Consider the following 26,368-nt stretch of genomic DNA (forward strand, 5'->3'; position numbering starts at 1 on the left):
GCGGTGATCGCTCCTCTGTGCCAGAGTCGGCTCAGCGTTCGAAGACCACTCGCCCGTCGAACACGGTGAGGTCCACTTGGACCTTGGTGATGTCGTGCGGGTCGAGGCCCAGCAGTGGTCGGTCCAGGACGCACAGGTCTGCGGCCCTGCCCGGCTCGACGGTGCCCTTCCAGTCGTCGGCGAAGTCCTGCCAGGCCGGGGTGGCCGTGTAGGCGCGCAGGGCGTCGGCGAGCGGCACACACTGTTCGGGGCCGCTGGCGCGGCCGCTGGCCTTGGACTCGCGGAGCATCATCGAGGCCACGCCCTGTCGCCAGTCGGGTTCGGTGATCGGCGCGTCGGAGCTGGCGCAGACCCGTACTCCGGTGTCGAGCGCGGAGCGCACCGGCCACTGGTAGGCGGAGCGTTCGGGGCCCACGACCTCGTCCATCAGGTCGGAGATGGTCCACTTGATGGCGGGGTTCATGTTGACGCCGTAGCCGTGCGCGGCGAGCTTCACCAGACTGCCGGGGCTGATGAAGTCGCCGTGGATGACGTAGTGCCGGGCGTCGGGACGGGGCGCGGCCCTGTTCGCGGCGACGAAGGCGTCCACCACCGTGTCGATGGCCCGGTCCCCGGTGACGTGCACACCGAGCTGGAAACCGGCCTCGTGGGCGACCCGGATCATCTCGCGCAGTTCGTCGGCCTGGAGTGCGGGGGTGTCACCGTGGACGCACAAGGCGCCGTGACCGCCCTCCGGGTAGGGCTCGTTCATCCACGCCGTGCGGTTGGGCGGCACGCCGTCGCCGAAGATCTTGACGCCGATGGCCCGCAGCAGCCGGGGGTCGGCGGACTCGGGGCGGCGCAGCTCGGCCAGCCCCTCGCGGACGTCGGCGGCGGAGCCGCCCATGGGGGCGGGCAGCAGCAGGACGCTGACGCGCGCCCGGAGTTCGCCGCTCGCCGCGAGGTCCGCGTACGCGGTCCAGTTGTCGGTGCTCAGGCCGCCGAAGAGGGTGCCGGAGCCGCCGGGGCCGAGGCCGGGCTCGGTGTAGCTGGTGATGCCGCGGGTGTGCAGTTCGCGGATCACGTTCTGGATGGCCTGGCGACGCTGGGCGGGCGTGGGAGCGGGCAGGGCGGTCTGGACGAGCCGCCCGGCGGCCTCGCGCAGGATGCCGGTCGGCCGGCCGTCGGGGTCGTGGTCGATGACGCCACCGGGCGGGGGTGTGGTGTCCGCGTCGATGCCGCAGCGGCGCAGCGCCTCGGAGTTGGCCCACACCATGTGCGAGGAGAAGTCGGTCAGGCAGACCGGGTGGCCCGGCGCCACCGCGTCCAGGTCCCGGCGGTGCGGGAAGCGGCCCGGGTCGGCCAGGCACTCGGCGAGGTAGCCGGGATCCCAGCCCAGGCCGACGATCCACGCCCCGTCCGGGACGTCCCGTGCCGCCCGGGCCACGGCCGCGGCGATGTCGGCGAGGGATCCCACCGCCGGATGGCCGACGTCGATGGCGAACGGCGGTTTCGTCATCCCGTAGGCGGCCCCGTGCAGATGCGAGTCGTTGATGCCGGGCAGCACGGTCCGGCCGCCCAGTTCGACGATCCGGGTGCCGGGCCCGGCCAGGGCGCGCATCTCCGCGTCGCTGCCGACGGCCAGGATGTCCCGGCCGCGTACGGCGACGCCTTCGGCGACGGTGAAGCCGGGGTCGACGGTAAGGACCTGGCCGCCGGTCAGGACGAGGGTGGGAGCGGTGTCGCTCACGGTGACCTCTTTCTTTTCTCGGGGGGGAGGGGGATCAGCGCCCCGTGCGGGGTCCGAAGTACGCCAGGGCCGCGCCGGCCACCAGCGCGACGCCCTGGGCCATCTGCTGCCAGAACGTCGGCACGTCCAGCAGGGTCAGGCCGTTCTGCAGGCCGCCGAGGAACAGCACGCCGAGCAGGACGCCGAGGATCGAGCCGGAGCCGCCGGTGAGGGCCACTCCGCCGACCAGCACGGCGGTGAGGACGGCCAGCTCGAAACCGGCTCCCGAGGTCCCGGCCACCACGCTGTCCAGGACCGACGCCTTGACGGCGCCGGCCAGCGCGGCGGCCACGCCGGTGACGACGAACAGCGCGAAGGGGGTGCGGCGCACCGGGATGCCGGAGAGGTGGGCGGCCTCCCGGTTGACGCCGATGGCGAAGACGTGCCGTCCGGCCGGCGTGACCGCGAGGAAGAGCGCACCCGCCGCCAGCACCATCGCGGCGATGACGACCGGCGCCGCGATCCCGGCGATCCGCGCCCCGCCGATCCAGGCGAACCCGGAACCGAAGCCACTCAGCGGCAGCGGGAACAACTGCTGCGCCAGACCGCGTACGGCGGTCAGCATGCCGAGGGTCACGATGAACGCGGACAGGCCGAAGTAGCAGCACAGGACACCGTTCACGGCGCCGACCACCGCGCCGGCCGCGAGCGCCCCGAGCAGGGCCACGGCGGGCGACTGGTGGTGCTGCCCGGCCAGCCAGCCCGCGACAAGACCGCCGAGGGCGAGCGTGGAGCCGACCGACAGGTCGAGGTATCCGCTGATGACGAGCAGGGCCAGCGGGACGGCGACGATGGCCAGGGTGGCGGCGTCGGTGGCGATGCCGCCGAGGTTGGCCGGGTCGAGGAAGCTGTCCGTGGTCAACTGGAAGACCAGCACCATCGCGACGAGGACGAGAAGGAGCGGGTTGCGGCGTACGGTGGCAAGCCCGCCCGTGGCGAGCAGACGCGGGCGGGTGAGGACGCGGTCGGCGGTGGTCATGCTGCTCCTTCTGCGGGCAGGGGATCGGGGTCGGCGTCGTGGACCGCCGAGAGCAGGGCCTGTTCGGTGAGTCCGGCGCCGGAGAGTTCGCCGACGATCCGTCCCCGGGCGACGATCAGGCAGCGGTCGGCCAGCGCCACGACCTCCTCCGGGTCGCTGGAGGCGAACAGCACTGCGGTGCCACGCTCGGCGGCGAGCCCGGACACCACCCGGTAGATCTCCTGACGGGCCCCCACGTCGACTCCCTGGGTCGGCTCGTCCAGCAGCAGCACGTCCACGTGCCGCGCCTCGTTGATCCACCGGCCCAGGACGAGCTTCTGCTGGTTGCCTCCGGAGAACGCGCTCGCCGGCAGTCCGGGCCGGGCCGGGCGCAGCCCGATCGCCGTGGCCAGTTCGTCGAACACCCGTCGTTCGGTGCGCAATGCCCGTACGTGGCACCGGGCCAGGGCCCTGACGGCCGGCAGCAGCGTGTTGTCCTGCGCGGACAGTGACGGGAACATGCCCTGTGCGCGCCGGTCCGCCGGTACCAGCGCGATGCCGGCGCCGAGCGCGTCGGCGGGCCGGGCGGGGCTGACGGTGCGTGCGCCGACGCGGATGGTTCCGGCGGTGGCCCGGCGCCGGCCGTAGAGCGTCTCCAGGATGCGGGTGCGGCCGGAGCCGATGAGCCCGAACAGACCGACGCGTTCGCCCTCCGCGACGGTGAGACCGACGGGCCCGAAGCCGGGGCCGCGCAGGGCTTCGACGACCAGCCGGGGCGCGGACGGTGTGCGCTGCGGCTCCGGCGCTGCCACATCCGCAGCGCGCCGAGGCCCCCGCTCGGCCTCCGTCGGCCTGCCCGCGATCGCCTCGACCAGGTCGCGCCGCGTCTGTCCCGCCACCGTGGCCTGGTGTGTCACCCGGCCGTCGCGCAGTACCGTCACCGCGTCCGCGAGCCGCTCCACCTCCGACAGCAGGTGCGTGACGTAGACGATGGCGAGGCCCTGCGCGCGGAGATCCTCGAGGCGTTCGGTCAGGGCGTCGGTCTCCGCGCCCGACAGAGCCGCGGTCGGCTCGTCGAGGACGAGGACGGCGGCGCTGCGGCTGAGGGCCTTGGCGATCTCCACCAACTGTCGCTGGGCCATGGGCAGATCGCCGACCCGGTCGCGCGGAGAGCACCGGGCCGCGACCCGCTGAAGCAGCCCGGCGGCGACCTCCTCCTGCGCGCGCCGGTCGACGCGGCCGTACCGGGTCCACTCCTGGCCGAGGAAGATGTTCTCCGCCACGGTCAGAGCGTCGACCACGCTCAGCGTCTGGAAGATGATCGCCACGCCGGCCGCGATCGACTCGCGCGGGGTGAGACGGGTGTACGACGCGCCGCCCACCTCGATCGTGCCGGCGTCGGGCGGATAGGCGCCGCCGAGGCACTTGATGAGGGTGGACTTGCCGGCGCCGTTGTGGCCGAGCAGGGCGTGCACCTGCCCGGCGGGCACGGTGAGGTCCACGCCGTCGAGGGCCCGGACGCCGCCGAAGGACTTGGTCAGGCCGCTGATGCGGAGGTTCGTGGTCGTCATGGCGGCGGGCCTCAGGCGTTCTGCGCGAGCAGGGCGTCGATCGCGGCGGTGTCGGTGTGCCGGACGAGCGCGACCGGCACCTGGGCGCTGGGATTCGCCTTGCCCGCTGCGACGGCGCGCGGCACGTCGACGATGGCGGCGGCGATGTCCTTGGGGGCCAGCGCGGCCGAGGCCCGGTAGAAGGTGCCCTGCTTGACGGCGAGGAGGGAGGGTGCGGAGCCGTCCTGACCGCCGACGAAAGTCCTGGCGTCGTCGGCGGCACGGCCCGTCTGCTGGAGGGCCTTGAACCCGCCGTACGCGGCGGCGTCCGTGACGCCGAGGACGAGGTTGAGGTCGGGGTGCTTGGCGAGGATCGCCTTGGTCTTCGACAGGCCCGTGTCCGGGTCGATGGCCTGTTCCCGCGCCACCACGTCGACGCCGGGCGCCATCCTGGTGAAGGCGTCGATCATGCCCTTGGTGCGTTCACGGCCCAGCTCGATGGTGCTGTCGGTGAGAAAAGCGATCTTGCCCTTGCCGCCGAGGTGCTCCTCGGCCCACCGCGCCGCGGCCTCGCCGAGCAGGGTGCCGCCCTTGCGGAAGCTGAACTGGATGTCGGCGCTCTGGTGTTGCAGGGAGCCGCCGTAGGTGACCCAGATCAGTCCCGCGTCCAGGGCCGCCTTGGCGACGGGCTCGGCGGCCTCGAAGACCATCGGGAAGGACACGATCGCCGGGACCTTGCGGGCGACCCAGGTGGTGAGGTTGCTCGCCTGGGTGTCGGCGCTGGCGTTGTCACTCGTCGTGAGAAGCGAGATGCCGCGCCGCTCGGCCTGGGCGGTGGAGAGCTTGACCAGCGTGGAGTAGAGCGGGAGCTGGGTGAAGGGGTAGTCGAGTCCGATCTTCGCCAGGCGGGTGCCGCCGGAGGGGGCCGGCTCGGCCGACGCGGCCGTGTTCTGCGGCGCCGAACATCCGGCGGCCGCCAGCGCGGTGGCGGCGGAGAGACTGAGGAAGTGCCGGCGTGAGGGTGTAGACGGGGAAGGAGTCATGGCGGTGGCTCTCCGAGAGGCGGGCCCGACTGGAGCGGGCGTCCGGGTGTGCCGAACAGGAAAGCCCCGCCGGGCCCGCCGCACCATCCGTACAAATACCGACTGGAAACGGCAGCCGGCGGATCCCGGTTCCCTTCGCACGACGACTCCGCGACAGGTGGACACCTTGCCGGACCCGGGTCCGCCCTTTATCGTTAGGCCCCAAACGATATCGCGCCCGAGCCGCCCGGAGGCTCGCCATGCCCAGTCATCACCAGATCGCGGCAGCAGCACGCATCGGCATGCTCACCCGCGAGCGTGACACCACGTCGGCCTCCGCACAGGCCCTGCGCGAACTCGCCCGTGCCATGCCGCTGGACGCGGCGACCCTGCTCACGATCGATCCGCTGACCGGCTCCCACGTCCAGGTCGCGAGCATCGGCTACACCGCTGCGGCCTCGCAGGCCCTGGCCGAGGAGTTCGTCGCGACGCCGTGGTACGGCAACGTCGTACGGCGGGAGCTGCCACCGTCCATCTCCGAGGACGCGGAGGACACCGACGACGCCGGGCCGCGCTTCCGGCACGGCTGGTTCTACGCCGAGCGGGTCCGTCCGGCCGGTTTCCGGGACGGCGTCACGGGAGCGCTGCGGCACGAGGGCCGGCTGGTGGGCCTGGTCCACCTCTCCACCGAAAGCCCGGACGCCTACGACACCGACGCCCGCCGCCTCCTCGCCTCCGTGATGCCCGCCCTGGCCGCGCTCGCCGACCCGCTGGCCCACGCCGGCGACCTGCACGGCCTGGCGGCCGAGGATGCGGCGAGCCTGGTCACCGGCGACGGCGGGGTGATCGACCTGCCGGGCCGGGACCGGCCGCGGGTGCTGCGGGAGGCAGGCGGGTTCCGCGCACTGCTCGACGCCTTCACCTGCACGGGCGGCCGGCGGCTGCGCCTGCTGTGGCCGGCCGGCGGCGGCTGGCAGCGGGTCGTGCTGCACCGGCACACCGCCGGTCCCGGCCTCGCGTCCGAGGCCGTGCTGGTGCACGAGACGCCCACGGAACTGCCGTACGGGCTGAGCCCCCGGGAGCTGGACGTGCTCACCCGGGCGGCCACGGGGCAGACCAACCAGGCCATCGCGCAGGCGCTGTTCCTGTCCCCGCGGACCGTGCACAGCCATGTCGAGCATCTGCTGCGCAAGACCGGCTGTGCCTCCCGTGCGCAGGCGACCGCACTCGCGGTCCGGGACGGGCTGCTGCGGCCGGACCCGGATCAGCTGACCCGGTTCGTCGAGCGGTGATCGGGGCCGTGGCGGTCAGGACGTCAGGTTCTCCACACGCCGCATGACGTCCCGGCAGAACTCCCCCACCCCGTCGGGGTCGTCGATGAACTGGTTCGGCTTGACGCAGAACGTGGTGAAGCCCTGCTCCAGTTGCTCGGGGATGACGGCGAGCGCCGCACCGAGGTCGGCCGGTGAGCGGTCGTCGGGGAAGACGGCCCGGGTGCCGCCGATCATCTCCAGGTCGGCGACGTCCCGCCCGGCGGCGGTCATCGCCTCCTTGAGCGCCTGGAGGTCCTCGGGCGCGGGCCGGCCGAGCGGGTGGAAACCATGGCCGTACCGCACGAGGCGGCGCAGGACGGGGCCGTGCAGCCGCTGTCCGCCGAACCACAGCCGGGGGCCGTCCGGGCGGTGCGCCTTGGGCTCGAAGTAGACGCCCTGGAAGGGGTGGTGCGGCCCGTCGTGGGAGAACGGCGACGGGCCCCAGGCCTTCGACCAGACCTCCAGATGCTCGTCGAGGAGGCGCCCGCGCCGGGCGAACGGCACGCCGAGGGCGTCGTACTCGTCCTTGCTCCAGCTGACCGTGGGCTGCACGACGAGGCGCCCCTGGCTGAGGAGGTCCAAGGTGCCGAGCTCGCGGGCGAGCAGCAGAGGGTGGCGCAACGGGGCGAGGACGGCCGCGGCGGCCAGGCGCAGCCGGGAGGTGACGGAGGCGATGGCGGCGAGCAGCAGCAGGGAGTTGGGCCAGGGGGTGAACGGGTCCTGGTTGCCCGGGAGGGCGTAGTCGCGGGGGTTGCCCATGATTCCGGCGGCCGCCGCGTCGGGGCCGAGGACGATGTGCTCGCTGACCATGACGGCGTCAAAGCCGGCGTCCTCGGCCTCGCGGGCCCAGCGGACGGCGGCGGGCAGGTCGGCCCGGCCGCCGGTCAGCGTCCAGTTCTCGCTGAGGACGAGGAGCATGCGAGGAGTGGGCATGTCGGGTTCCCTTTCATCTCCGTACAATTTGAGTCCGAACGACCGGACGGCGAGGATGCGCCGCCCGGGTGTGACGCCTCGCGACCAGACGAAGGAGCCGCCCGTGCCGGGCCACCGATCCATCACCGAGGCCGAGAAGCTCGCAGCGGCGAAGCTCGGCGGTGTTCCGATCCGCCAGGAGCAGATGGCGGCGGTGGCGAACATCTACCGGGCCGCTTCCGCCGTGCGGCAGCACCTGGAGAACTCCGTGCTGCGCGGCTCGGACCTGACCTGGACGGCCTTCGTCGTGCTGTGGGTGGTCTGGGTGTGGGGCGAGTCGGAGACCCGGCACGTGGCGGAGGAGGCGGGGATCTCCAAGGGCACGCTGACGGGTGTGGCGCGCACACTGGAGTCGCGGGGGCTGTTGCGGCGGGCGGACCATCCGAGCGACGGACGGCTGGTGCTGCTGAGCCTCACCGAGGAGGGCGACGCGTTCATGCAGCGGGTCTTTCCGGCGTTCAACGAGGAGGAGGCGTTCGTGACGGCCCGGCTCAGCGACGCGGAGTGCCGCAGCCTCGCCGAGGGGCTGCGGAGTGTCGTGCTCCAGGTCGAGGAGCGGGGTGAGGAGCGGCGGCAGTCCCTGCTGGGCGGCGCCGAGCCCGCGCCGCGGCGCAGCGGGCGGCGGCCCCGGGCCTGACTCCCCGCTGCGGCTCACCGGGCCGCGGCCCGGACGAGCGCGTCGAACAGGCCCTGCTGGGCGGGGTCCTCGTGGGCGGTGTCCTCCGGGTGCCACTGGACGGCGGTGAACCAGCCCTTGGCTCCCGGGAGTTCGACGGCCTCCACAGTGCCGTCCACTGCCCGGGCCGTGACGCGGAGGCCCGCACCCAGGCGGTCGACGCGCTGGTGGTGGTAGCAGGACGCGTCGGTCTTCTCGACGCCGGCGGCCCGGGCGACGACCGAGCCCGGTTCCAGGATGACGGGGTGCATGAGGTGCCGGTGCTCGCGCTGCGGGCCGCCCATGTCCTGCTCCAGAGTGCCGCCGAGAGCCACGTTGACCGCCTGCAGGCCGCGGCAGACCGCGAGCAGGGGCAGGCCCGACTCCAGAGCGTGCCGGGCGACGTCGAGGTCGAAGGTGTCCTGGAGGGTGTCGACGTCGTAGACGGTGCCGTGGGTGTCGGTGGCGCCGTAGCGGGAGGGAGCGAGGTCGCCGCCGCCGGGGAGCAGGACACCGTCGAAGCGGGCCAGCCGGGCGGCGGTTGCGGTGTCCGCCGGGTGGATGCTCGCGGGTTCGCCGCCGGCCCGCCAGACGGCCTCGATCAGGGCACGGGCGTTGACCTCGGCGGCGTACCGGAGTGCGGAGGTCCGCGCGGAGAACCGGGCGGGGATCGCGATCAGCGGCCTCACAGCCGGATCCAGGTGGTCTTGAGCTCGGTGTACTTCTCCAGCGCGTGGACGGACTTGTCGCGCCCGTTGCCGGACTGCTTCATGCCACCGAAGGGCACCGTCAGGTCGCCCTCCTCGTAGCAGTTGATCCAGACCGTCCCGGCCTTCAGCGCGCGGGAGACCCGGTGGGCGGTGGTCAGGTCGGAGGTCCACAGGCCGGCGGCGAGGCCGTACTCGGTGGCGTTGGCCAGGCGGACGGCCTCGTCGAGGTCGTCGAAGGAGAGCACCGCCAGGACCGGGCCGAAGATCTCCTCCCGGGCCAGGCGCGAGCCGGGGTCCACCCGGTCGAAGACGGTCGGCTCCAGATACGTCCCGCCCGTCTCGGCGAGCAGGCGCGCGCCGCCGGTGCGCAGCCGGGCGCCCTCGTCGACGCCGTGCCGGACGTGGTCCCGTACGCGGTCCAGGTGCACCCGGCCGGCGAGGGCGCCCATCTCCGTCTCCGGGTCGAGCGGGTCGCCCACCCTCAGCTCGAGGGCCCGCCGGACCACGGCCTCGGTGACGCGCTCGGCGATCGAGGCGTGCACGAGCAGCCGCGAAGGCGCCGTGCACATCTCGCCCTGGTTGAAGAAGATGCCCCAGGCGGCCGTGGCGGCGGCCTGGTCCAGGTCCGGGGCGTCGGGCAGGACGATGTTGGGCGACTTGCCGCCGAGCTCCAGCCAGACGCGTTTGAGGTTGGAGTCGGCGGCGTAGCGCAGGAAGTGGCGGCCGACGGTGGTGGAGCCGGTGAACGCGAGGACGTCGACGCCGGGGTGGAGACCCAGGGCCCGGCCTGCGGTGGAGCCATCGCCGGTGACGACGTTGAGCACGCCGGGCGGGATTCCGGCCTCGGTGGCGAGGCGGCCGAGGAGCAGGGCGGAGAGGGGGGAGTTCTCCGAGGGCTTGAGGACGACGGTGCAGCCGGCGGCCAGTGCCGGGGCGATCTTCCAGCCGGCCAGGGTCAGCGGGAAGTTCCAGGGGACGACCGCCCCGACCACGCCGGCGGGTTCCCGGGTGACCAGTGCGAGGGCGTCCGGGGCCGTGTGCGGGGCGGAGTCGGTGAGCTTGTCCGCGAGCTGCCCGTACCAGCGGAAGGTGCTGATGACGGCGCGCAGTTCGATGCCGTAGGCGTCCGTGATCGGTTTGCCCATCTCCAGGCTGACCGTGAGGGCGAGTTCCTCGCGTCGCGTTTCCAGCAGGTCGGCGAGGCGGAGCAGGGCCCGGCCGCGCTCGGCGGGTGCCAGGCGCGGCCACGGGCCGGTGTCGAAGGCCCGCCGGGCGGCGGCGACGGCCGCGTCCACCTCGGCGGGGCCCGCGTCCGGGACCTCGGCGAGAACCCGGCCGTCACGCGGTGACACGACCGGGAACGTCGCCCCGCTCCCGGGCTCGTCGGCGCCGTCGATGTGGTGGGCGCCGGAGAGCTGGAACGCCTTGGCGCGGCGCAGCCACTCGTCGTGGGTGACGGCCGGCATGGGGGACCTCCTTCGGTCTGAAGCTTTCAGCCTTGATTTTTTGGTCTCAAACGACATGGGTGCGGCTGTCCGCTGCCTGCGACGAGCGCGGTCACCCGTCGGCGACGGCCACGGTCCTGCCTCGCACCTGCGCGGTGACGACGCCCAGCGCCATGACCACCGGTACGGACAGCGTGAGCCACAGGGCGGTGGTGCGTTCGCCGCCTATGAGGGTGGTGAAGTTGGCGAGGATGAGCCAGATCGCGCCCGCGATGCCGAGTGCGCCCAGGGCGGGAGCGATCAGCGTGTTCCAGGGGTGGGCGTCGAGGCGCTCGCGGCGGAAGAAGACGATGACGGACACCGAGGTCAGCAGGTACAGCAGCATCATCGCCAGGACGGCGACCCCGCTGAACCAGGAGAACAGCGTCAGTACCGGGTCCTTGCCCGCCAGTGCGAAGGGCGTCACCAGCAGCACGGCCAGGACCGTCTGGACGCATCCGGCCGTCCAGGGCGCGTGCCGGCGGTTCAGCAGGCACAGCCGGCGCGGCAGAAGACGGTCACGGCCGAGGGAGAACAGATAGCGGTTGGCCGAATTGTGGAAGGTGAGGATGCCGGCGAAGAGGGACGTGGCGAGCAGGACCGGCAGCACGTCGCCCGCCCAGCCGCCGAAGTCCGCCGCGATGGGCGCGAACACGAAGCCGGCCCCGTCACCGCTCCCCAGGGCCTTGCCCGCCGCCGCGGTGGCCTCGGACGCGCCGTAGGAGGAGATGAGCATCCAGGAGACCAGGGCGAAGAAGCCGGTGACCACGACGACCGCGAGATACGTGGCCCTCGGCACGGTCTTCCTGGGCTCGCGGGCCTCCTCGCCGTAGATGGCGGTGGCCTCGAAACCGAACATGGACGCCACGGCGAACATCACGGCCACGCCCGGGGCGCCGTCCAGGGCGGCGGCCGGGGAGAAGCTGTCGGCGAGGCCCAGCCCTTCGGGTCCGCCGCCCTTGACGAGGGTGACCAGGGCGAAGACCGACAGGATGCTGAATTCCGCGAGGACGAAGACGGCCAGCACCTTGGCCCCCATCTCCACGCCGGCCGCCCCGAGCGCCTGCACGACGGCCATGGTGGCCAGCGTCCAGACCCACCACGGCAGATCGAGGCCGGTGTGGCTCGCGACCAGGCCGCTCACGATGGAGCCGTAGAGGCCGTACATGGCGGCCTGGATGGTGCAGTACGCGAAGAGCGCGAGGCCCGCGCTGCCGGTGCCGGTGGTCCGGCCGAGGCCCGTGCCGATGTAGGTGTAGAAGGCGCCCGCGTCCACGACGTGGCGCCCCATGGCGACGAAGCCCACCGAGAACAGCAGGATCACCAGGCCCGCCACGAGATAGGCGGCGGGCACGCCGGGCCCGTTGCCGAGCGCCACGGCGATGGGGGCCGCGCCGGCGATGCCGGTCAGCGGGGCCTGGGCGGACAGGACGAAGAAGAGGATGCCCAGTACGCCGAGGGCGTTGGGCTTGAGCGTGCCTGCGGTGGGCGTGTCCGGGGCCGCCGTGTGCCGGGAGACCGTCTGACTGTCCACTCGGATCACCTGCCTGAGGGAGGGCGGATCGTTTCAGGCCAAACGAGTTGCCTCATCGTGGGGCGGAACTATCCGTTTGGCAAGGGGTGCGGGGTGAGGAATTCCAGGGCTTCGGGCGGGAGGATCAGGCGGCGGCCGGGAAGGTCAGGCGTCGCCGTCGCGCTTCTCGGCGAGCAGCCGCAGCACCGAGCGCAGTTCGTCGAGGGCGTCCTCGATGACCTCGCGCTCGCCGAAGACCAGCTGGTGCAGGACGAGTCCCTCCAGCGTGGCGAAGACCATCCGGGACAGGCCCTCGTCCACCGGGCGGGGCAGCATATGGGTGAGCTCGCGCCGGGTCGCATCGAAGTACTCGGCGTACAGCGACCTCAGGTGGGCCAGGAGCTCGGGGCGGCGCCGGGACTCCAGCAGCAGTTCGTACTGGAACGCCTGGAGGTCGGGGCCTGACTCCACCATGTCCGTCAGGCCCACCGAGAAGTCGGCGGCCTCGCCCGTGCCCGGTTCGAGTGCGCTGCTGCTCAGGGAGGACCGGATGGCGTGGGTGAGGGCCGCTTCGATCAGGGCGTCACGGGAACCGAAGTGGTGCACGACCAGTCCGTGGGTGACCCCGGCCTCCTCCGCGACGGCCCGGTAGGTGAGCCGGCGCAGTCCGCCCCGGGCCACGACACGCACGGCGGCCTCCAGCAGGGCCTCGCGGCCCGTGCCGTAGTGCACGCGCTTGCGGGGGCGGCGGCCGGCGGGCTCGGTCATGCCCGTGACCCTACCGGGGGCGCTCCGCTCCCCCGGCAGGCGGCCGGAGTCCGCGTCAGCGACGCGGCGGCCGGATGCCACGGAACTCCCAGTCGCCGCCGAGCGCGGTCGACAGCACCTCCTCCGACTCGGTCGGCTGGGCGCCCACGTCCGTACGGATGGCGGTCGGCCCGGTCACGATGTGGTTGGTGAGCCGCCCGAGCCCCTCGACCTCCACCTCCACGACGTCCCCGGGCTGGACGGGACGCGAGTTGGCGGGTGTGCCGGACAGCAGTACGTCTCCTGGGCACAGCGTGATGGTGCGGGCGATGTCGGCGACGAGGTAGTGCATGTCCCACGTCATCTCGTCGGTCGAACCGTCCTGCACGACCTGTCCGTTGACGTAGGTCCGCAGCCGCTTGCCGTGGAAGTCCCAGTCGGTGACCAGGCCCGGGCCGAGCGGGCAGAGGGTGTCGGACCCCTTGACGCGGAGCATGGAGCCGGCGTCGGTGTCGCGGAAGTCGTGCAGGCCGTAGTCGTTGGCGACGGTGTAGCCGGCGATGTGGTCGCCTGCCTCGGCCGGGGAGATATTCCGTGCCGTCCTGCCGATGACGATGGCGACCTCGCCCTCGTAGTTGAGCCACTTGCAGCCCTCGGGCCGGACGATCGCGCCCTGGTGGGCATTGAGGGCGGAGGTCGGCTTGTGGAAATAGGTCGGCGTGTCGGGGAGCCCGATCCGGAACTCGTCCACCCGGCTGCGGTGATTGAGATGAACGGCGATGACCTTGGACGGCGCGACCGGCGGCAGGTGCTGCGCGTCCTCGGTCTTGACGCGGCGGCCGTCCCCGGCGACGAGTTCGTCACCGTCGACGGTGACCTGGACGGCGGCGCCGTCGAGGAGGATACGGCGGTACTCAGGCATGGGCGGACTCCTGCGCGGGGGTGTGGTCTGCGGTCCAGCCGTCGGCGGGTCGGTCGAACCAGAGGTGGGCCTGGCCGGTGCCGATGGAGTTCTCGTACTCGCCGTACTGGCGGGCCCGGGCGACGCAGCGCTGCTCTCCGAGGGCACCGGCCATCATCAGGTAGTGGAAGAACTTCGCCTCGGGCTTGAACTTCCAGAAGTCGTCCATGGTGTCGAGGACCTTGTCGTGGCGGCCCTCCCTGAACCAGGCGATGCGTTCCAGGTCGGCCTGGCGGGCCTCTGGCGTACGGATGTGCACCGGGTCGCCGGCCTCGTGGTCGCGCAGTTCGCGCAGTGGCCAGAAGGTGTGCGAGAGGGCGCCGGAGGCGATGAGCAGCACCCGGCGTCCCGGGGTGGCGGCGATGCCGTCGGCGAGCGCCCGTCCGAGCCGCAGATGGTCCTCCATGTCACCGGTCTGGCAGACCCCGATGGTGACCCACCGCTTGTCGGGGAGACCCTCACCCAGGTACTTCCAGAGGTTGGTGGTGGCGTAGTAGATCGGCAGGTACTCGTCGTCGATCGGAGTGATCCAGGTGCCGTGCTTGTCCGCGAACTTCGCCACGTTCTGGGCGAGTTCGGGGTCGCCGGGGAAGTCGTACGGCATCCGGCACATGCCGCGCGGCAGCTCCTCGGAGGTGAACAGGCCCGCGCGCCGCTGCTGCGCGGTCACGACGAACTCGACGGTGGTCGCCCAGTGGGAGTCGAGCACGACCACCGTGTCGTAGCCGGCACGCTCGAAGACGTCCCTGCGGAGCTCCCGGAGCCCGGTGACGAGGGTGATCTCCTTGCCCTCGTTCAGCTCCAGCCGCTCCTTCTCGGGCAGCACGATGGTGGGGACATGGGCGAGCAGCCCGGCCCCGACGATCTCACCCATGGTCCTTCCATCCCTTCGGGGCGGTGACGGTGTTCTTCAGATCGCAGTAGAAGTCGAAGCTCCAGGTGCCGCCCTCACGTCCGACGCCGGACTGCCGGGAGCCGCCGAAGGGCGCCTGCAGGTCGCGGACGAAGAAGCAGTTGACCCAGACGGTTCCCGCGACCAGCTGTCCGCCGACCCGTTCGGCGCGGTCGCGGGCGCCGGTGGCGACGGTGGCCGCCAGCCCGAAGCGGGTGCCGTTGGCGAGCCGGACGGCTTCGTCCTCGCCGTCGAACGTCTGGAGGGTCAGGACCGGACCGAACACCTCCTCCTGCACGATCTCGGAGTCCTGGGCGACGTCGGTGAGCAGGGTCGGCGCGTAGTACTGCCCGTCCTTGCAATGCCCCCCGATGACCGCCCGCGCCCCGGCCGCGAGGGCCCGCTGCACGAACCCGTCGATCTTCTCCAGCTGGCGGGGATGGATGGTGGGCCCGATGTCGGTGGCCTCGTCGCGGGGATCGCCCTGGGTGAGGGCGGACGCCCGCGCCACGAACCGGCGGGTGAACTCCTCGGCGACCGGCTCCTCGACGAGCAGCCGAGTGCCCGCGAGACACACCTGCCCGGCGTTGTCGTACTGCTCGACGGCGAGATCGACGGCCAGGTCGAGATCAGCATCGGCGAAGACCAGCAGCGGGGATTTCCCGCCGAGTTCGAGACTCAGCGGGGTGAGGTTCGCCGCTGCCGACGCGGCGATGCGCCGGGCCGTCGGCACCGAGCCGGTGAAGCTGATGCGGCGCACGTCCGGATGTGCGGTGAGGGCGTCACCGATCTCGGAGCCGTAGCCCTGGACGACGTTGAGGACACCGGCCGGCAGCCCGGCCTCGGCGGCGATGTCGGCCAGCAGGGAAGCGGTCAGCGGGGACCACTCGGCGGGCTTGAGGACGACGGTGTCGCCCGCGGCGAGGGCGGGGGCGACCTTCCAGGTGGCCAGCATCAGGGGCGCGTTCCACGGGGTGATCAGCACGCAGGGGCCGGCAGGGTCCCATGAGACGTGATTCCTGTGCCCGCGCGTCTCGAAGTCCTCGTGGCCGAGGGTGAGCAACCAGTCGGCGAAGAAGCGGAAGTTGTGGGCGACACGGGGCATCACGCCCCGCCGATGCGACCGCAGCAGCGCACCGTTGTCGGTGGTCTCGACGATCGCCAGCTCCTCGATCCGCTTCTCGACGCCGTCGGCGATGGCGTGCAGGATGCGGGCCCGTTCGCTGCGCGAAGTGGCGGCCCAGGCGGGAAAAGCGTCCCGGGCGGCGGCGACAGCGGCCTCGGCCTCGGCCGGGCCACCCCGGGCGATCTCGCCCAGCTCGCTGCCGTCGATCGGCGAGTGATCGGTGAAGGTACCGGCGGATGCAACGCGCCGGCCGCCGATCCAGTGCCGGGTGTCGACGGCAACGCCGGCGACGGTGATGTTGTCAGGCATAGGAAGAGTTCCATTCGAACGAGGGGAATTGCACGTCCTCAGGGGCGCGGGGACCTGCGCGACAAGCCACACACGACCCGCACCCACCCACAGACCTCACTCGGCAGCCGCTCCGGACATCCCGACCTCCAGTACCTGCCCGCCGTCCCAAACCACCCCGACCTGGCGGTAATACGCAGCGATCGGCTCCCGGATCTCCAGCCGGGCCAACTCCTCGGTCGGCGCCTCGAACAACTCCAACTCCGCTTCCCCGACCCACGGCTGTCCGCCCTCGAAGGAAGCCGCCCCCGACTCGATCAACTCATCGAGCGCCAGCCCGTTCCCCTTCTCGATCGACGGCAGCCACCGGTGATGCGCCATCGGATGGGCATTGACGAACCCGCCGCTCCCGGAAGGCTCCCGCAGGGTCACCACGGCCTGCGCAAGCCGCCGGTCCGCAGCCGCCAGCGTCGCCCCGAACCGCGCCCCGGCCTCGATCCGCGGCGCGGGCCCATACGGATGCGGGCGCGTCTGATGAATGGAGCCGAGCTTCTTCGGATACCCCTGGTGCAGCCCGCGCGCGATCGCGAAGTCCTTGTCCACCCAGATGTACACGCACCGCGAGTACGTCCGGCCCCGGTACCGGCACCGCACCACCGCGAACGCCTCCTTGTACTGCGCCCGCACCGGATCCAGCAGCTCCTCCCCCGCCCCCGAGCAGGACTGCCAGTCCGCCCAGATCAGGGCAACCGCACCGGGATCCTCCTCGGCCAACTCCAGCGGCTCGGGAAGCAGTTCACGCACGCGCGCCGGGTCGGTCCGGTACTCGACCGTCAACAGGTCACCGGAGTACCGCCAGGGCGGGGAGGGAATCAGCGACGAGGCACCCGTCGCCGTCTTGGGGTGGAAGTAACCACGAAGAGCGGTCACGAGAGGGCTCCTTGCGAGGTGAGGGCGGGCTGCTTCAGCAGTTCGGCGCGGTACCGGGCAGCGGAACGGGCGGCGGAAGGCCCGCCGAGCGCCACGACGCCGACCAGCCGTCCGTCGCGGTGGTAACCGACCAGCACGTCCCCCGAGATGTCACCGTCCAGGACCCGGACGTCACCGAGTCCCAGGACGGGCGCGCCGAAGGACTGCAACCGGAAGTCGTGCTGGTCGCTCCAGAAGGTGGGCAGCGGCGCGAAAGGTGCCAGGCCACTCTCGCCACCGACCAGTACCTTCGCGGCGTGCCTGGCCGAGTCGGCCGGCACTGACCAGTGCTCGACCCGCCGCGGCACACCGTCGTAGCGGGCGTTCGGGAAGCGGGCGACATCCCCGACCGCGACGACCTCCGGCCGGCCTGCGACCCGCAGGTGCTGATCGGTGAGGACCCCGTCGCTCAGATCCAGCCCATTGCCGTCCAGCCACTCGGTGCTTGCGACCGAGCCCACGGACTCCACCACCACGTCGGCGGGCAGCACGGACCCGTCGCTCAGCACGACACCGGTGACGCGGTCGTCGCCCTCGAACCCGGTCACACCCGAACCCAGCACGAAACGGACCCCGCGCTCCTGGTGCCGCGTGAGCAGCGCACGCGCGAGCAGCTCCCCGAGCGGCCCCACCATAGGCAGCGGCAGCGGATCGACGACGGTCACCTCGGCCGCACCGAGCCCGACGGCCGTCGCTGCGACCTCGCAGCCGATGAACCCGGCGCCGACCACGACCACGCGCACGCCGGGCCGGGTCAGCTCGGCCCGCAGGGTCTCGGCGTCGTCGATCGTCCGGACCGTGTGACGGCCCTCGACCGGCCCGGGGCAGCGCAGCCGCCGGGGCCGCATTCCGGTGGCGACGACCAGGCCGTCGTAGGAGAGCACCGAGCCGTCGTGGAGCTCGACGGTCCGCTCGGCGAGCCGGGCCGCGGTGACACGCGTGCCCAGCCGCCACTCCACATCGGCCACGGACGGTTTTGGTGTGAAGGCGAGTGACGCGAAGGACGCCTTGCCCGCGAGGACCTCCTTGGACAGCGGGGGCCGGCTGTACGGCCGGTGCGGCTCGTCGCCGATCACCGTGATGCCGCCGGCCCAGCCCGCGGCGCGCAACTGCTCGGCCGCCCGGAGTCCGCCGAGGGAGGCGCCGGCGACGACGATGCGCCCGCTCAACTCAGTCCTCGATCCGGATGGCCTGGAGCGGGCAGACGTCCGCTGCCTCCTCGACCTCGTCGCGCAGGGCGTCGTCGGGGTCGGGCACGTAGGCCAGGCGGCCGTCGTCGTCCATCCGGAAGACGTCGGGGGCCGCGAAGACGCACTGGCCGTGGTCCTGGCATTTGTTCATGTCGACGACGACCTTCATGGCCGGTCCTCCTGAATGTGAGGGCGTCGAAGCGGGGTGAATGGGGCCCGGCCGGAAAGGGCCGGGCCCCGGCCAACGGGGCCCGGTCACCGCGACCCCGAACTCGTTTGGCTTCAAACAAGGTAGGCAGAGGCGGGGGTCTGGTCAATAGCTATCCGGATGGATAAATTCTTGCCCCCGCCCCCTTGCGGCACCTCCCGTCCACTCCTACCGTTTGGCATCAAACAAAGGTCCGGGCGGTCCCTGGCTCCGCCGCGCCCGGCCGCTCGTTCCCCCACGCCACCCGCCTCCCCGGCCCCCTGGTCCCGGAGGTGTCCCGACGTCCGCCGAGGAGACAACGGTGAGCGCACACGACCTTGAAGAAGTCCGTCGCCACATGGAGCGGCTCGCCGCCGACGGCATCGACGTGGTCCGGGTGACCTATCCCGACCTCATCGGCACCGACCGGGCGCGTGACGTGCTGCTGGAGGAGCTGCCCCGGGCCTGCGAGCACGGGCTCGCGTTCTGCCGGGCCGTTTACCACACCAGCCCGCAGGGCGACGTGGTCCCGGTCAGCGGTGGCCTCGACGCGGGGCTGCCCGACATCTGCGTACGCCCGGACCTCGACACGCTGGTGCCGCTGCCCTGGGAGCCGGGGGTGGCCGTCTGTCTGGGTGAGGTCGTCGACCCGGCGGCCGGCGCACCCGCGCCGGAGTCACCCCGCGACCTGCTCCGCGCCGTCCTCGCCCGGTGCGCCGAGCACGGGCTGCGGCCGGTGGTCGGACCCGAGCTGGAGTACTTCCTGTGCGACCCGGACCCGGCCGGCGGCTGGCGCCGCTACGCATCCGACCCCGGCGTCGTCTACACCGCCGGGCTGCGCGCCGACCCGGACAACCACCTGCTGCGCACCCTGCGCCACGTGCGCGACCTGGGAGTCGGGGCGATCAGCGGCAACCATGAGTTCGACGGCAGCCAGATCGAGATCAACCTGGCGCACTCCGACGCCGCGTCGGCCGCCGACCGGTCCTTCCGCTTCAAGGCCGCGATCAAGGAACTGGCCCGCAAGGAAGGCAGACTGGCCACCTTCATGGCGAAACCCTTCAACGACGCGGGCGGCTCAGGCTTCCATCTCCACCTGTCCTGCGACGACACCGAGGGGCGCAACACCTTCGACGACCCGTCGGGCCCCTACGGCCTGTCCGCCACCGCCCGGCACGCCGTCGCCGGCATCCTCGCCCACGCGCCCGCCCTGGCCGCGCTCCTCAACCCCACCGTGAACTCGTACAAACGCTTCGGCCCGGACACGCTCGCGCCGTGGCTGATTGACTGGGGGCTGGACAACCGCAGCGCCATGGTGCGCATCCCGCCGGAGCGCGGCTCCGGCGCCCGGCTCGAACTGCGGCTGGGCGACGCGAGCGCCAACCCCTATCTGGCGATCGCCGGGACGACGGCCGCCGCCCTGCTGGGCGTCCTGGCCGGCGAGGAACCGCCCGCGCCGCTGGAGGGCTACGGCTACGACACCGCCCGCTCCGCCGTCCTGCCGCAGACCCTGTCCGCCGCGCTCGACGCGCTGGAGGCGGACACCGGCCTGACCGGTCTGCTCGGCAAGGGCTTCACCACGTCCTTCCTCTCCTACAAGCGCGACGAGGTCGAACGCTTCCACCGGCACGTCACCGACTGGGAGTTCACCGAGTACGCCTACCACCTGTGACGCCGAGGAGCTTTGCCCGATGACTGCCGAGACCCTGCCCGACGCCGTGCGCGAGCCGCTGCCCCTGGCCGAGGTGGACCTCGCCGACCTGGACCGCTTCACGGACGGCGTCACGCCCTGGCGGATGTTCCACACCCTGCGCCACGAGGACCCGGTGCACTGGCAGCCCGAAGAGGCGCCCAACTCCGGTTTCTGGGCGGTGACCCGGCACCGGGACATCGTCCGGGTCGACCGTGACTCCGAGACCTTCACGTCCACGAAGTTCGTCAACCTGGAAGAGGTCGACGACGACCAGATCAAGAAACGGGCCTCGATCCTCGAACTGGACGGGGTCCGGCACCGGGCTCTGCGCAGCCTGATCCAGCGGCAGTTCGGCGCGAACGTGATCAGCGGCTACACCGACTTCCTGCGCGGCCTGACCGCGCGGACCCTGGACGCCGCCCTCGCCAAGGGCCGTTTCGACTTCGTGGCGGACGTGTCGGCGGACTTCCCGATCAACGTCCTCGCCCGGCTGCTGGACGTCCCCCCGGAGGACAACCAGAAGCTCATCGACTGGGGCAACCGCATCATCGGCCACACCGATCCCGACTACGCGGACGTCCTGCTGCACAGCGAGGAGAGCGAGCAGTTCCGCGACCTGCCCTTCCGCTCCCCCGCGTCGCTGGAGGTCTTCGAGTACGGGCGGGAGCTGGCGCGGCAGCGTAGGGGCGGCGACGGCACGGACCTGATCTCCCGCCTGGTCAACACCACCCCCCGGGACGGAGTTCCGCTCTCCCCGCAGGACTTCGACAACTACTTCCTGCTCCTGGTCGTCGCCGGCAACGAGACGACCCGCCACACCATCTCCCACTCCATGCTGGCCCTCATCCAGCACCCCGAGCAGCTGGCCCGTCTCCAGGAGGACCCCGCGCTGATCCCGGGCGCGGTGGAGGAGTTCCTGCGCTGGGCCTCCCCCGTCTACCACTTCCGCCGCACCGCCACGCGCGACGTCGAGCTGGGCGGCAAGCGGATCAGGGAGGGCGACAAGGTGGTGATGTGGTTCGCCTCCGGCAACCGCGACGAGGAGGTCTTCGACGCCCCCTACGACTTCGACGTCACACGGACGGACAACGACCACGTCACCTTCGGCAAGGGCAGCCCGCATCTGTGCCTGGGCAACCTCCTCGCACGCACCGAGATCCGCATCATGTTCGAGGAACTGATCCCGCGTCTGGCGGACATCCGACTGGCGGGCGGGGTGCCGCGGGTGCGCTCCAACTTCGTCAACGGCATCAAGAAGCTGCCGGTCGAGGTCACACAGGCCTGACATGGTCCGCCCAGTCGCCGAGGTCCACACCAGCAATCCGGGCGGGGCGATGGGCCGAAGGCAGCGGCGAAGACCGCTGCGGCTCGGGTGCCGTTGGCTCGGGACATCCCGCTGTTCGAGCGCGTCCTCCGCACCCAGCTGGGTGAACCGCTCCCGGCCGAGCTGGGCGCCCGTCGCGACGGCGCCGCCCTCATGGAGTACCCGTGCGCCGACCGGGCCGGGGCCCGCTCGCACGCGGCCCTGTGCCCGCCGGAGAGACCCGGCGGGCACTCACGGGGTGTCAGGCCGCGGCCAGGGCGGGTGATGACGCGGCCGGAGCCGGTTGCTCCGCCTCGGCGAGCAGAGCCATCAACGTCGCCCGGGCGCGGGCCACGCGGGAGCGGACGGTGCCGACCGGGCAGTCGCTCAGCTCGGCGGCCTCCGCGTAGGGCAGGCCCAGCATCTGGGTGAGGACGAACGCCTCACGGCGCTCGTCCGGCAGTGAGGCCAGCAGTTCCAGCAGCGCCACACCGTCCTCGAAGCCCGGCAGTCCGCGCGGCTGGGCGAGCTCGGCCGCCGGCTCCCAGTCGGGCAGGTCGGCCGGGCGGGGGCGGACGGCGGTGTGGCGGAGGCTGTCGGCCACCGCGCGCCGGGCGATCGCCAGCAGCCAGGTACGGGCCGAGGAGCGGCCTTCGAACCGGTGCAGGCTGCCGAGCGCCCGCAGGAACGTGTCCTGCGCCAGATCGTCGACGGCCTGCGGATCGGCGCACAGATGGGCGACGTAGCGGATGACGTCGCGGTGCAGGGCCCGCACGAAGTGGTCGACGGCGACGGCGTCACCGCCGCGGGCGGCCAGCGCCCAGGCGGTCACCGACTCGTCGGCCGACGCCGGGGGCTCTCTTCTCTCGTGCGAAACGGGCAGGGCAGGAGTGATCACCTGGTGTCCTTCTCGGGATTCCGGGACCGCGGGAGGGCGGGCACGGGGCCTGCGTGAGGCCGGGCGTGCGCGCACGGCCGCGGTCCCGTGAGTGAGGGACGGGCCGGACCCGATGGGCCGGACCCGTACGGCACCGGGGCGCGCAGGGGCCGCCCCGGGACTCACCGGCTGCCGTCAGACGGCAGCGGTCCCCACGGGTGGCCCTCGAGAGGTGATCGCGTGGACGAGCAGGAGGAGGCGCGGCGCCCGGTCCGAGGATCGCCGCCGTACGCGCACGGGCGGGGGCGGCGGTGCGGGCAGGGCGAGCAGCAGCCGCAGCGGCGCGGCCAGCCGGCCGCCCACGGCGCGCAGGAGACGGAAGACGGCCCGCTCCCCGTGCCCCAGCCACAGGCCGCACAGCAGGGCGGCGAGCAGGTGGGCGGCGAGCATGCCGAGGGACGAGTCACCACCGGTGGTGTGTCCCGCATGCCCCATGTGCTCGGACATGGACGTCGGCATGGACGGGGACATGGGTGTGGACGGGGACATGTGCATGGGCATGGACTCCGTGGATCCCATGCCGTGCCCGGTCGATCCCGTACCGCCGGTCCCCATGTCCATGGAGTCCGGCGCTCCCGGCGACGCGAGGGAGAACGCCGAGTGCAGGGCCGTCTGGACGGCCACGGCGACGGTGACGACCAGCCGGAGTCCGCGCTCGCGGCCCGCCAGGCACCAGCCCGCCACGCCCGTCACGGCCCAGCCGGCCAGCAGCGTCCGGAGGGGCACGTGGTCGCCGGACATCATGACGTGCCCCAGGGCGGCGAGCACGACACAGACGGCCGCGAACACCGCGGCCCGTATCGTGCGAGCCCACCGCCCAGCTGTCATGGCGCCTCATCCTCGCATCCGGCACCGCTCCGTCACCCGTGGGTACGGACACCGCCCGGGCAGGGCACTCAATCCACGCCATGTGATCCAGAGCACTGCCCGTGTGCCGCGGGTCGCACGCGGCCACCGGTGCTGCGGACAGCCGTTCTAGAGTGCTCGTCATGTCGACAGCAGCCACGCCGGCCACCCAGGCTTATCTCTCCGAGTTGTTCTCCCTGCACGGCCGGACCGCGGTGGTCACGGGCGGCAGTTCCGGCATCGGCCGCGCCATCGCCGGTGCCCTCGCGCGCGCCGGGGCGAGCGTGGTGGTCGTGGCCCGTGGCGAGGCCGGACTGACCGCGACGGTCGAGGAACTGACGGCGGAGGGCTGCCGTGCCGCGTGGGTCGGCGCGGACCTGAGTACGCGCGAGGGTGTGCGGACGGCCGCCGAGCGGGCCGTCGAGGCGTTCGGGGAACCGGACATCCTCGTCAACAGCGCCGGGATCAACGTGCGCCCGCCCATGGACGAACTCACCGAGGACGTCTGGGACCTGACGATGGCCGTCAACCTGGACGCGCCGTTCCTGCTGGGCCAGCGCTTCGGCCCGGGCATGGCGGAGCGCGGCTACGGGCGGATCCTGCACGTCAGTTCGCAGCAGGCACACCGGGCCTTCGTCCAGAGCGGTGCCTACGGCGCCTCCAAGGGCGGCCTGGAGTCGCTGGCCCGGTCGCAGGCCGAGGCGTGGTCGCCGCGCGGCGTCACGTGCAACGTGCTGGTGCCGGGGTTCGTCATGACACCGCTCAACGCGCGGCTGTCGTCGGATCCGGAGAAGGTGGCCGCCCTCGCCGAACGCACGCTGATCGGGCGGAACGGACTGGCCGAGGACTTCGCGGGAGCGGCGGTGTTCCTGGCGAGCCCGGCGTCCGCCTACATCACCGGACAGGCGGTCTTCGTCGACGGCGGCATGTCGGTGCACTGATGCGGTCCCCGGCGCCTCCCGGGGTCAGCGCCCGGAGGGGTCCTTCCGCCAGACGAACACCTCCGTGCTCGGCCCGCGTTCGCAGAAGCGACCCTCCGGAGAGGCCTCCCGCAGCAGCCGTCGCAGGTCCCCTTCGAAGTCGTCCCGGCGCCCTCCGAACAGATGCGGCGCCGAGAACGACATGGAGAACACCCAGGCGACGACATCGTCGAAGGTCCGCTCCAGCGCCTGCCCGCCGGGGACGACCAGACGCCGGGGGCCGGAGAATCCCGCCCGGGCGAACACCTCGGCCTCTCCGCCCGGCGTGCCCTGCGGCAGCACTCCGCGGCCCGCTCGCCGCACTGGTCCCAGATACCGCTTGACCAGCTCGTCCACCGCCGCGTAGGGGACCGGCGGGTACGGCAGGCCGTCGAGGGCGCGGTGTTCCGTCTTCAGGTCCGAGATGTGCACCAGGGCGCCGCCCGGCCGGAGCATGTCCCTGGCGGTCGCCGCGACCAGGTCGCGGTCCATCCAGTGGAAGGACTGCGCGAAGGCGGCTACGTCGAACGTGCCGAGCCCCGCGGGCAGATCCTCGGCCCGGGCCCGCACCCACCGGGTCTTCTCCCCCACTCCCCGGTCGGCGGCCCGGCGCCCGGCTTCGGCGATCATCCCGTGGTCGGGGTCCACGCCGACGATCTCGCCGAACAGATGCGCGAGGCTCAGGGCGACGGTCCCGGGCCCGCAGCCCACGTCGACGAGGCGTCCCTTCCCGTCGGGCCGCAGCGCCCCGGCGAGTGCGTCCGCCAGGCCGGGGGCGTACGGCAGCCGTCCCCGCTCGTAGTAGGGGGCGGTCCCCGAGAACAGCATGTCGTCCCACTCCCAGCCGGCCACCACGCCGCCCACCACCTCACCGCACGGGATTCCGCGATCACCCGACCGGGCGATGGCGCCGATGATTCCACGGCCGTACGAGCCGACAGGGGCGGACGGCCCGGGGATCCGCCGACCGGGCCCGGCCGACAGGCGGTTGTCAGTGCCCGGTGTCACGCTGAGCACACCGAATCTGCGGAAGGGAAGCATCGTCATGATCACCACGGAGTTCGCCCCCGGTTCCCCCTGCTGGCTCGACCTCGGCACTCCGGACGTGCGGACCGCCGCGGCCTTCTACGGTGCCGTGCTCGGGTGGGACTACGAGTCCATGGGCGGGAGCGAGGACTTCGAAGGCGGCATGTTCCGGAAGGACGGCAAGACCGTCGCCGGTCTCGGCAAGCTCACGGAGGAGGGCGCGCGCTCGGCCTGGATGCTCTACTTCGGCGTCACCGACGCGGACGCCACGACGGAGGCCGTGCAGCAGGCGGGCGGCACCGTCCGGGTGGCGCCGATGGACCTCGACGACTGGGGCCGGATGGCGCAGTACAGCGACCCGCTGGGCGGCCAGTTCGCCGTCTGGCAGCCGGGGACGAACAAGGGCGTCGACCTGGTCGACCAGCCGGGCTCGCTGTCGTGGACCGAACTGCTCACGAGCGACGCGACGGCCGCGAGGGAGTTCTACGGCGGCCTGTTCGGCTGGCAGTTCAGCGACATGGAGCTGCCGGGCGGCGGAGGCACGTACACCCTCATCACTCCCGCGGGGCTGCCCGAGGAGCGCATGCACGGCGGTCTCATGGAGATGGGCAGGGAGAACCTCTCGCTGACGAACGGCCGGCCGTACTGGCACCCGGTCTTCGCCGTGGAGGACTGCGACGCCGCGGTGGCCAAGGTGACCGAGAACGGCGGCAGTGTGCAGATGGGGCCCGAGGACGCGGAGGGCGTCGGCCGCCTGGCCGTCTGCCTCGACCCGGCGAACGCGGACTTCGTGGTGCTCACCCCGGCCGAGAGCTGAGCGCGGCCCGCCCTGTCCGGCATCTCAGGCTCTGGTCACGATATGAACGACAGTCCCGAAGCAGCAGCGCAGGAACCCGGTGACGAATCAGCGGACGTCCTCGGCTTCGTCGATCTGGCGAAGGAGTGGGCCGCCGCGATCGTCGCCAACGACCCCACCAGGATCGCGCGCTTCATGGCGGACGAGTGGGTGATCGTCTCCGAGTCGGGGATCGACCCGAAGGAGAAGTTTCTCTCCCTCGTGCGCTCCGGAGACCTCACCCACTCGGCGATGGACCTCAGGACCCGCCCCAGGGTCCGCGTCTACGGCGACACGGCCCTGGTCACCGGGCGCGTGACGAACACGGCCCACTTCCGGGGCGAGCGGTACGACGCCGACGAGTGGACGACCGACGTGTTCGTGAAGCGGGACGGTCGCTGGCTGTGTGTGCTGAGCCACGTCACCTCGGCATTCTCGGCCGCATAGCTATTGCATATGATGTG

General features: G+C 72.3%; 25 protein-coding genes. 7 read left to right on the plus strand and 18 right to left on the minus strand.

Features of this window, described 5'->3' with window-relative positions; translation table 11 throughout:
• Window positions 1-31: 31 nt before the first annotated feature.
• From ACZ3I3_RS15565 to ACZ3I3_RS15580, 4 genes are read right to left on the minus strand one after another with little or no spacing between them, the layout of a single operon-like run.
• Window positions 32-1,729: an amidohydrolase gene (locus ACZ3I3_RS15565; RefSeq protein WP_467365326.1), complete on the minus strand. Its 1,698-nt coding sequence runs from the start codon at window positions 1,727-1,729 to the stop codon at window positions 32-34.
• Window positions 1,730-1,763: 34 nt separating this feature from the next.
• The gene (locus ACZ3I3_RS15570; RefSeq protein WP_467365328.1) at window positions 1,764-2,747 is read right to left on the minus strand and encodes an ABC transporter permease; all 984 of its coding nucleotides are present in this window, start codon (window positions 2,745-2,747) and stop codon (window positions 1,764-1,766) included.
• A complete protein-coding gene (locus ACZ3I3_RS15575) occupies window positions 2,744-4,297 on the minus strand; it encodes a sugar ABC transporter ATP-binding protein (RefSeq protein ID WP_467365330.1) in 1,554 nt (517 codons plus the stop codon). The genes ACZ3I3_RS15570 and ACZ3I3_RS15575 overlap by 4 nt, the downstream gene beginning before the upstream one ends.
• A gap of 11 nt (window positions 4,298-4,308) precedes the next feature.
• Entirely contained in the window at window positions 4,309-5,319 is a 1,011-nt protein-coding gene (locus ACZ3I3_RS15580; RefSeq protein ID WP_467365332.1) for a sugar ABC transporter substrate-binding protein, read from the minus strand.
• 239 nt (window positions 5,320-5,558) lie between these two features.
• On the opposite strand from ACZ3I3_RS15580, the gene ACZ3I3_RS15585 reads away from it, so the two are divergent.
• Window positions 5,559-6,590 (plus strand): helix-turn-helix transcriptional regulator, encoded by a 1,032-nt coding sequence (locus ACZ3I3_RS15585; RefSeq protein ID WP_467365334.1) that lies wholly within the window; start codon window positions 5,559-5,561, stop codon window positions 6,588-6,590.
• A gap of 15 nt (window positions 6,591-6,605) precedes the next feature.
• Here ACZ3I3_RS15585 and ACZ3I3_RS15590 read toward each other — a convergent pair whose 3' ends face one another.
• Complete coding sequence (locus ACZ3I3_RS15590) at window positions 6,606-7,544, minus strand: TIGR03619 family F420-dependent LLM class oxidoreductase (protein ID WP_467365335.1); 939 nt, start codon at window positions 7,542-7,544, stop codon at window positions 6,606-6,608.
• A 103-nt stretch (window positions 7,545-7,647) separates the two neighbouring features.
• Between ACZ3I3_RS15590 and ACZ3I3_RS15595 the strand changes: the two genes are divergently transcribed.
• The gene (locus ACZ3I3_RS15595; RefSeq protein WP_467365337.1) at window positions 7,648-8,220 is read left to right on the plus strand and encodes a MarR family winged helix-turn-helix transcriptional regulator; all 573 of its coding nucleotides are present in this window, start codon (window positions 7,648-7,650) and stop codon (window positions 8,218-8,220) included.
• Between the two features lie 14 nt (window positions 8,221-8,234).
• On the opposite strand, the gene ACZ3I3_RS15600 is transcribed toward ACZ3I3_RS15595, so the two are convergent.
• The 10 genes from ACZ3I3_RS15600 to ACZ3I3_RS15645 form a co-directional block, all read right to left on the minus strand.
• A complete protein-coding gene (locus tag ACZ3I3_RS15600; RefSeq protein ID WP_467365339.1) occupies window positions 8,235-8,927 on the minus strand; it encodes a gamma-glutamyl-gamma-aminobutyrate hydrolase family protein in 693 nt (230 codons plus the stop codon).
• Window positions 8,924-10,414, minus strand: a complete 1,491-nt coding sequence (locus tag ACZ3I3_RS15605) for an aldehyde dehydrogenase (RefSeq protein ID WP_467365341.1) — start codon at window positions 10,412-10,414, stop codon at window positions 8,924-8,926. Before ACZ3I3_RS15605 ends, ACZ3I3_RS15600 begins: the two co-directional genes overlap by 4 nt.
• Window positions 10,415-10,505: 91 nt before the next feature.
• On the minus strand, window positions 10,506-11,966 hold the full coding sequence (locus ACZ3I3_RS15610) for an APC family permease (protein ID WP_467365343.1): 1,461 nt from the start codon (window positions 11,964-11,966) through the stop codon (window positions 10,506-10,508).
• A gap of 144 nt (window positions 11,967-12,110) precedes the next feature.
• Window positions 12,111-12,713, minus strand: coding sequence for a TetR/AcrR family transcriptional regulator (locus ACZ3I3_RS15615; protein WP_467365345.1), 603 nt, complete (start codon window positions 12,711-12,713; stop codon window positions 12,111-12,113).
• A 55-nt stretch (window positions 12,714-12,768) separates the two neighbouring features.
• Window positions 12,769-13,614 carry a fumarylacetoacetate hydrolase family protein gene (locus ACZ3I3_RS15620; RefSeq protein ID WP_467365347.1) on the minus strand — a complete coding sequence of 282 codons (846 nt, stop codon included), beginning with the start codon at window positions 13,612-13,614 and terminating at the stop codon, window positions 12,769-12,771.
• Complete coding sequence (locus ACZ3I3_RS15625) at window positions 13,607-14,527, minus strand: 3,4-dihydroxyphenylacetate 2,3-dioxygenase (protein WP_467365349.1); 921 nt, start codon at window positions 14,525-14,527, stop codon at window positions 13,607-13,609. Before ACZ3I3_RS15625 ends, ACZ3I3_RS15620 begins: the two co-directional genes overlap by 8 nt.
• Window positions 14,520-15,980: an aldehyde dehydrogenase gene (locus ACZ3I3_RS15630; RefSeq protein ID WP_467365351.1), complete on the minus strand. Its 1,461-nt coding sequence runs from the start codon at window positions 15,978-15,980 to the stop codon at window positions 14,520-14,522. The genes ACZ3I3_RS15625 and ACZ3I3_RS15630 overlap by 8 nt, the downstream gene beginning before the upstream one ends.
• A gap of 96 nt (window positions 15,981-16,076) precedes the next feature.
• Window positions 16,077-16,889 (minus strand): acetoacetate decarboxylase family protein, encoded by an 813-nt coding sequence (locus ACZ3I3_RS15635; protein WP_467365353.1) that lies wholly within the window; start codon window positions 16,887-16,889, stop codon window positions 16,077-16,079.
• Window positions 16,886-18,097, minus strand: coding sequence for an NAD(P)/FAD-dependent oxidoreductase (locus ACZ3I3_RS15640; protein WP_467365355.1), 1,212 nt, complete (start codon window positions 18,095-18,097; stop codon window positions 16,886-16,888). Before ACZ3I3_RS15640 ends, ACZ3I3_RS15635 begins: the two co-directional genes overlap by 4 nt.
• A gap of 1 nt (window position 18,098) precedes the next feature.
• Window positions 18,099-18,287 (minus strand): ferredoxin, encoded by a 189-nt coding sequence (locus ACZ3I3_RS15645; RefSeq protein ID WP_059420853.1) that lies wholly within the window; start codon window positions 18,285-18,287, stop codon window positions 18,099-18,101.
• A 340-nt stretch (window positions 18,288-18,627) separates the two neighbouring features.
• On the opposite strand from ACZ3I3_RS15645, the gene ACZ3I3_RS15650 reads away from it, so the two are divergent.
• Window positions 18,628-19,977 (plus strand): glutamine synthetase family protein, encoded by a 1,350-nt coding sequence (locus ACZ3I3_RS15650; RefSeq protein WP_467365356.1) that lies wholly within the window; start codon window positions 18,628-18,630, stop codon window positions 19,975-19,977.
• Between the two features lie 19 nt (window positions 19,978-19,996).
• Window positions 19,997-21,283, plus strand: a complete 1,287-nt coding sequence (locus ACZ3I3_RS15655) for a cytochrome P450 (protein ID WP_467365358.1) — start codon at window positions 19,997-19,999, stop codon at window positions 21,281-21,283.
• 280 nt (window positions 21,284-21,563) lie between these two features.
• Here ACZ3I3_RS15655 and ACZ3I3_RS15660 read toward each other — a convergent pair whose 3' ends face one another.
• Both ACZ3I3_RS15660 and ACZ3I3_RS15665 read right to left on the minus strand, forming a co-directional pair.
• Window positions 21,564-22,199, minus strand: a complete 636-nt coding sequence (locus ACZ3I3_RS15660; protein WP_467365360.1) for a sigma-70 family RNA polymerase sigma factor — start codon at window positions 22,197-22,199, stop codon at window positions 21,564-21,566.
• A gap of 174 nt (window positions 22,200-22,373) precedes the next feature.
• Window positions 22,374-23,066 (minus strand): hypothetical protein, encoded by a 693-nt coding sequence (locus ACZ3I3_RS15665; RefSeq protein ID WP_467365362.1) that lies wholly within the window; start codon window positions 23,064-23,066, stop codon window positions 22,374-22,376.
• A gap of 161 nt (window positions 23,067-23,227) precedes the next feature.
• Between ACZ3I3_RS15665 and ACZ3I3_RS15670 the strand changes: the two genes are divergently transcribed.
• Window positions 23,228-24,025: an SDR family NAD(P)-dependent oxidoreductase gene (locus ACZ3I3_RS15670; RefSeq protein WP_467365364.1), complete on the plus strand. Its 798-nt coding sequence runs from the start codon at window positions 23,228-23,230 to the stop codon at window positions 24,023-24,025.
• A 24-nt stretch (window positions 24,026-24,049) separates the two neighbouring features.
• On the opposite strand, the gene ACZ3I3_RS15675 is transcribed toward ACZ3I3_RS15670, so the two are convergent.
• Window positions 24,050-24,898 (minus strand): class I SAM-dependent methyltransferase, encoded by an 849-nt coding sequence (locus ACZ3I3_RS15675; protein WP_467365513.1) that lies wholly within the window; start codon window positions 24,896-24,898, stop codon window positions 24,050-24,052.
• Window positions 24,899-25,088: 190 nt separating this feature from the next.
• On the opposite strand from ACZ3I3_RS15675, the gene ACZ3I3_RS15680 reads away from it, so the two are divergent.
• Window positions 25,089-25,886: a VOC family protein gene (locus tag ACZ3I3_RS15680; protein ID WP_467365366.1), complete on the plus strand. Its 798-nt coding sequence runs from the start codon at window positions 25,089-25,091 to the stop codon at window positions 25,884-25,886.
• A 42-nt stretch (window positions 25,887-25,928) separates the two neighbouring features.
• Window positions 25,929-26,351, plus strand: a complete 423-nt coding sequence (locus ACZ3I3_RS15685) for a nuclear transport factor 2 family protein (RefSeq protein ID WP_467365368.1) — start codon at window positions 25,929-25,931, stop codon at window positions 26,349-26,351.
• The last annotated feature ends 17 nt before the right edge of the window (window positions 26,352-26,368 follow it).

The organism is Streptomyces sp. NPDC016851 (genome assembly GCF_055562795.1).

What these genes read in the sequence shown, in the direction of transcription:
- ACZ3I3_RS15570 (WP_467365328.1), bottom strand. Translation starts at nt 2,747, where the DNA reads ATGACCACCGCCGACCGCGTCCTCACCCGCCCGCGTCTGCTCGCCACG.
- ACZ3I3_RS15575 (WP_467365330.1), bottom strand. Translation starts at nt 4,297, where the DNA reads ATGACGACCACGAACCTCCGCATCAGCGGCCTGACCAAGTCCTTCGGC.
- ACZ3I3_RS15580 (WP_467365332.1), bottom strand. Translation starts at nt 5,319, where the DNA reads ATGACTCCTTCCCCGTCTACACCCTCACGCCGGCACTTCCTCAGTCTC.
- ACZ3I3_RS15585 (WP_467365334.1), top strand. Translation starts at nt 5,559, where the DNA reads ATGCCCAGTCATCACCAGATCGCGGCAGCAGCACGCATCGGCATGCTC.
- ACZ3I3_RS15590 (WP_467365335.1), bottom strand. Translation starts at nt 7,544, where the DNA reads ATGCCCACTCCTCGCATGCTCCTCGTCCTCAGCGAGAACTGGACGCTG.
- ACZ3I3_RS15605 (WP_467365341.1), bottom strand. Translation starts at nt 10,414, where the DNA reads ATGCCGGCCGTCACCCACGACGAGTGGCTGCGCCGCGCCAAGGCGTTC.
- ACZ3I3_RS15615 (WP_467365345.1), bottom strand. Translation starts at nt 12,713, where the DNA reads ATGACCGAGCCCGCCGGCCGCCGCCCCCGCAAGCGCGTGCACTACGGC.
- ACZ3I3_RS15620 (WP_467365347.1), bottom strand. Translation starts at nt 13,614, where the DNA reads ATGCCTGAGTACCGCCGTATCCTCCTCGACGGCGCCGCCGTCCAGGTC.
- ACZ3I3_RS15625 (WP_467365349.1), bottom strand. Translation starts at nt 14,527, where the DNA reads ATGGGTGAGATCGTCGGGGCCGGGCTGCTCGCCCATGTCCCCACCATC.
- ACZ3I3_RS15630 (WP_467365351.1), bottom strand. Translation starts at nt 15,980, where the DNA reads ATGCCTGACAACATCACCGTCGCCGGCGTTGCCGTCGACACCCGGCAC.
- ACZ3I3_RS15645 (WP_059420853.1), bottom strand. Translation starts at nt 18,287, where the DNA reads ATGAAGGTCGTCGTCGACATGAACAAATGCCAGGACCACGGCCAGTGC.
- ACZ3I3_RS15655 (WP_467365358.1), top strand. Translation starts at nt 19,997, where the DNA reads ATGACTGCCGAGACCCTGCCCGACGCCGTGCGCGAGCCGCTGCCCCTG.
- ACZ3I3_RS15665 (WP_467365362.1), bottom strand. Translation starts at nt 23,066, where the DNA reads ATGACAGCTGGGCGGTGGGCTCGCACGATACGGGCCGCGGTGTTCGCG.
- ACZ3I3_RS15670 (WP_467365364.1), top strand. Translation starts at nt 23,228, where the DNA reads ATGTCGACAGCAGCCACGCCGGCCACCCAGGCTTATCTCTCCGAGTTG.
- ACZ3I3_RS15680 (WP_467365366.1), top strand. Translation starts at nt 25,089, where the DNA reads ATGATCACCACGGAGTTCGCCCCCGGTTCCCCCTGCTGGCTCGACCTC.
- ACZ3I3_RS15685 (WP_467365368.1), top strand. Translation starts at nt 25,929, where the DNA reads ATGAACGACAGTCCCGAAGCAGCAGCGCAGGAACCCGGTGACGAATCA.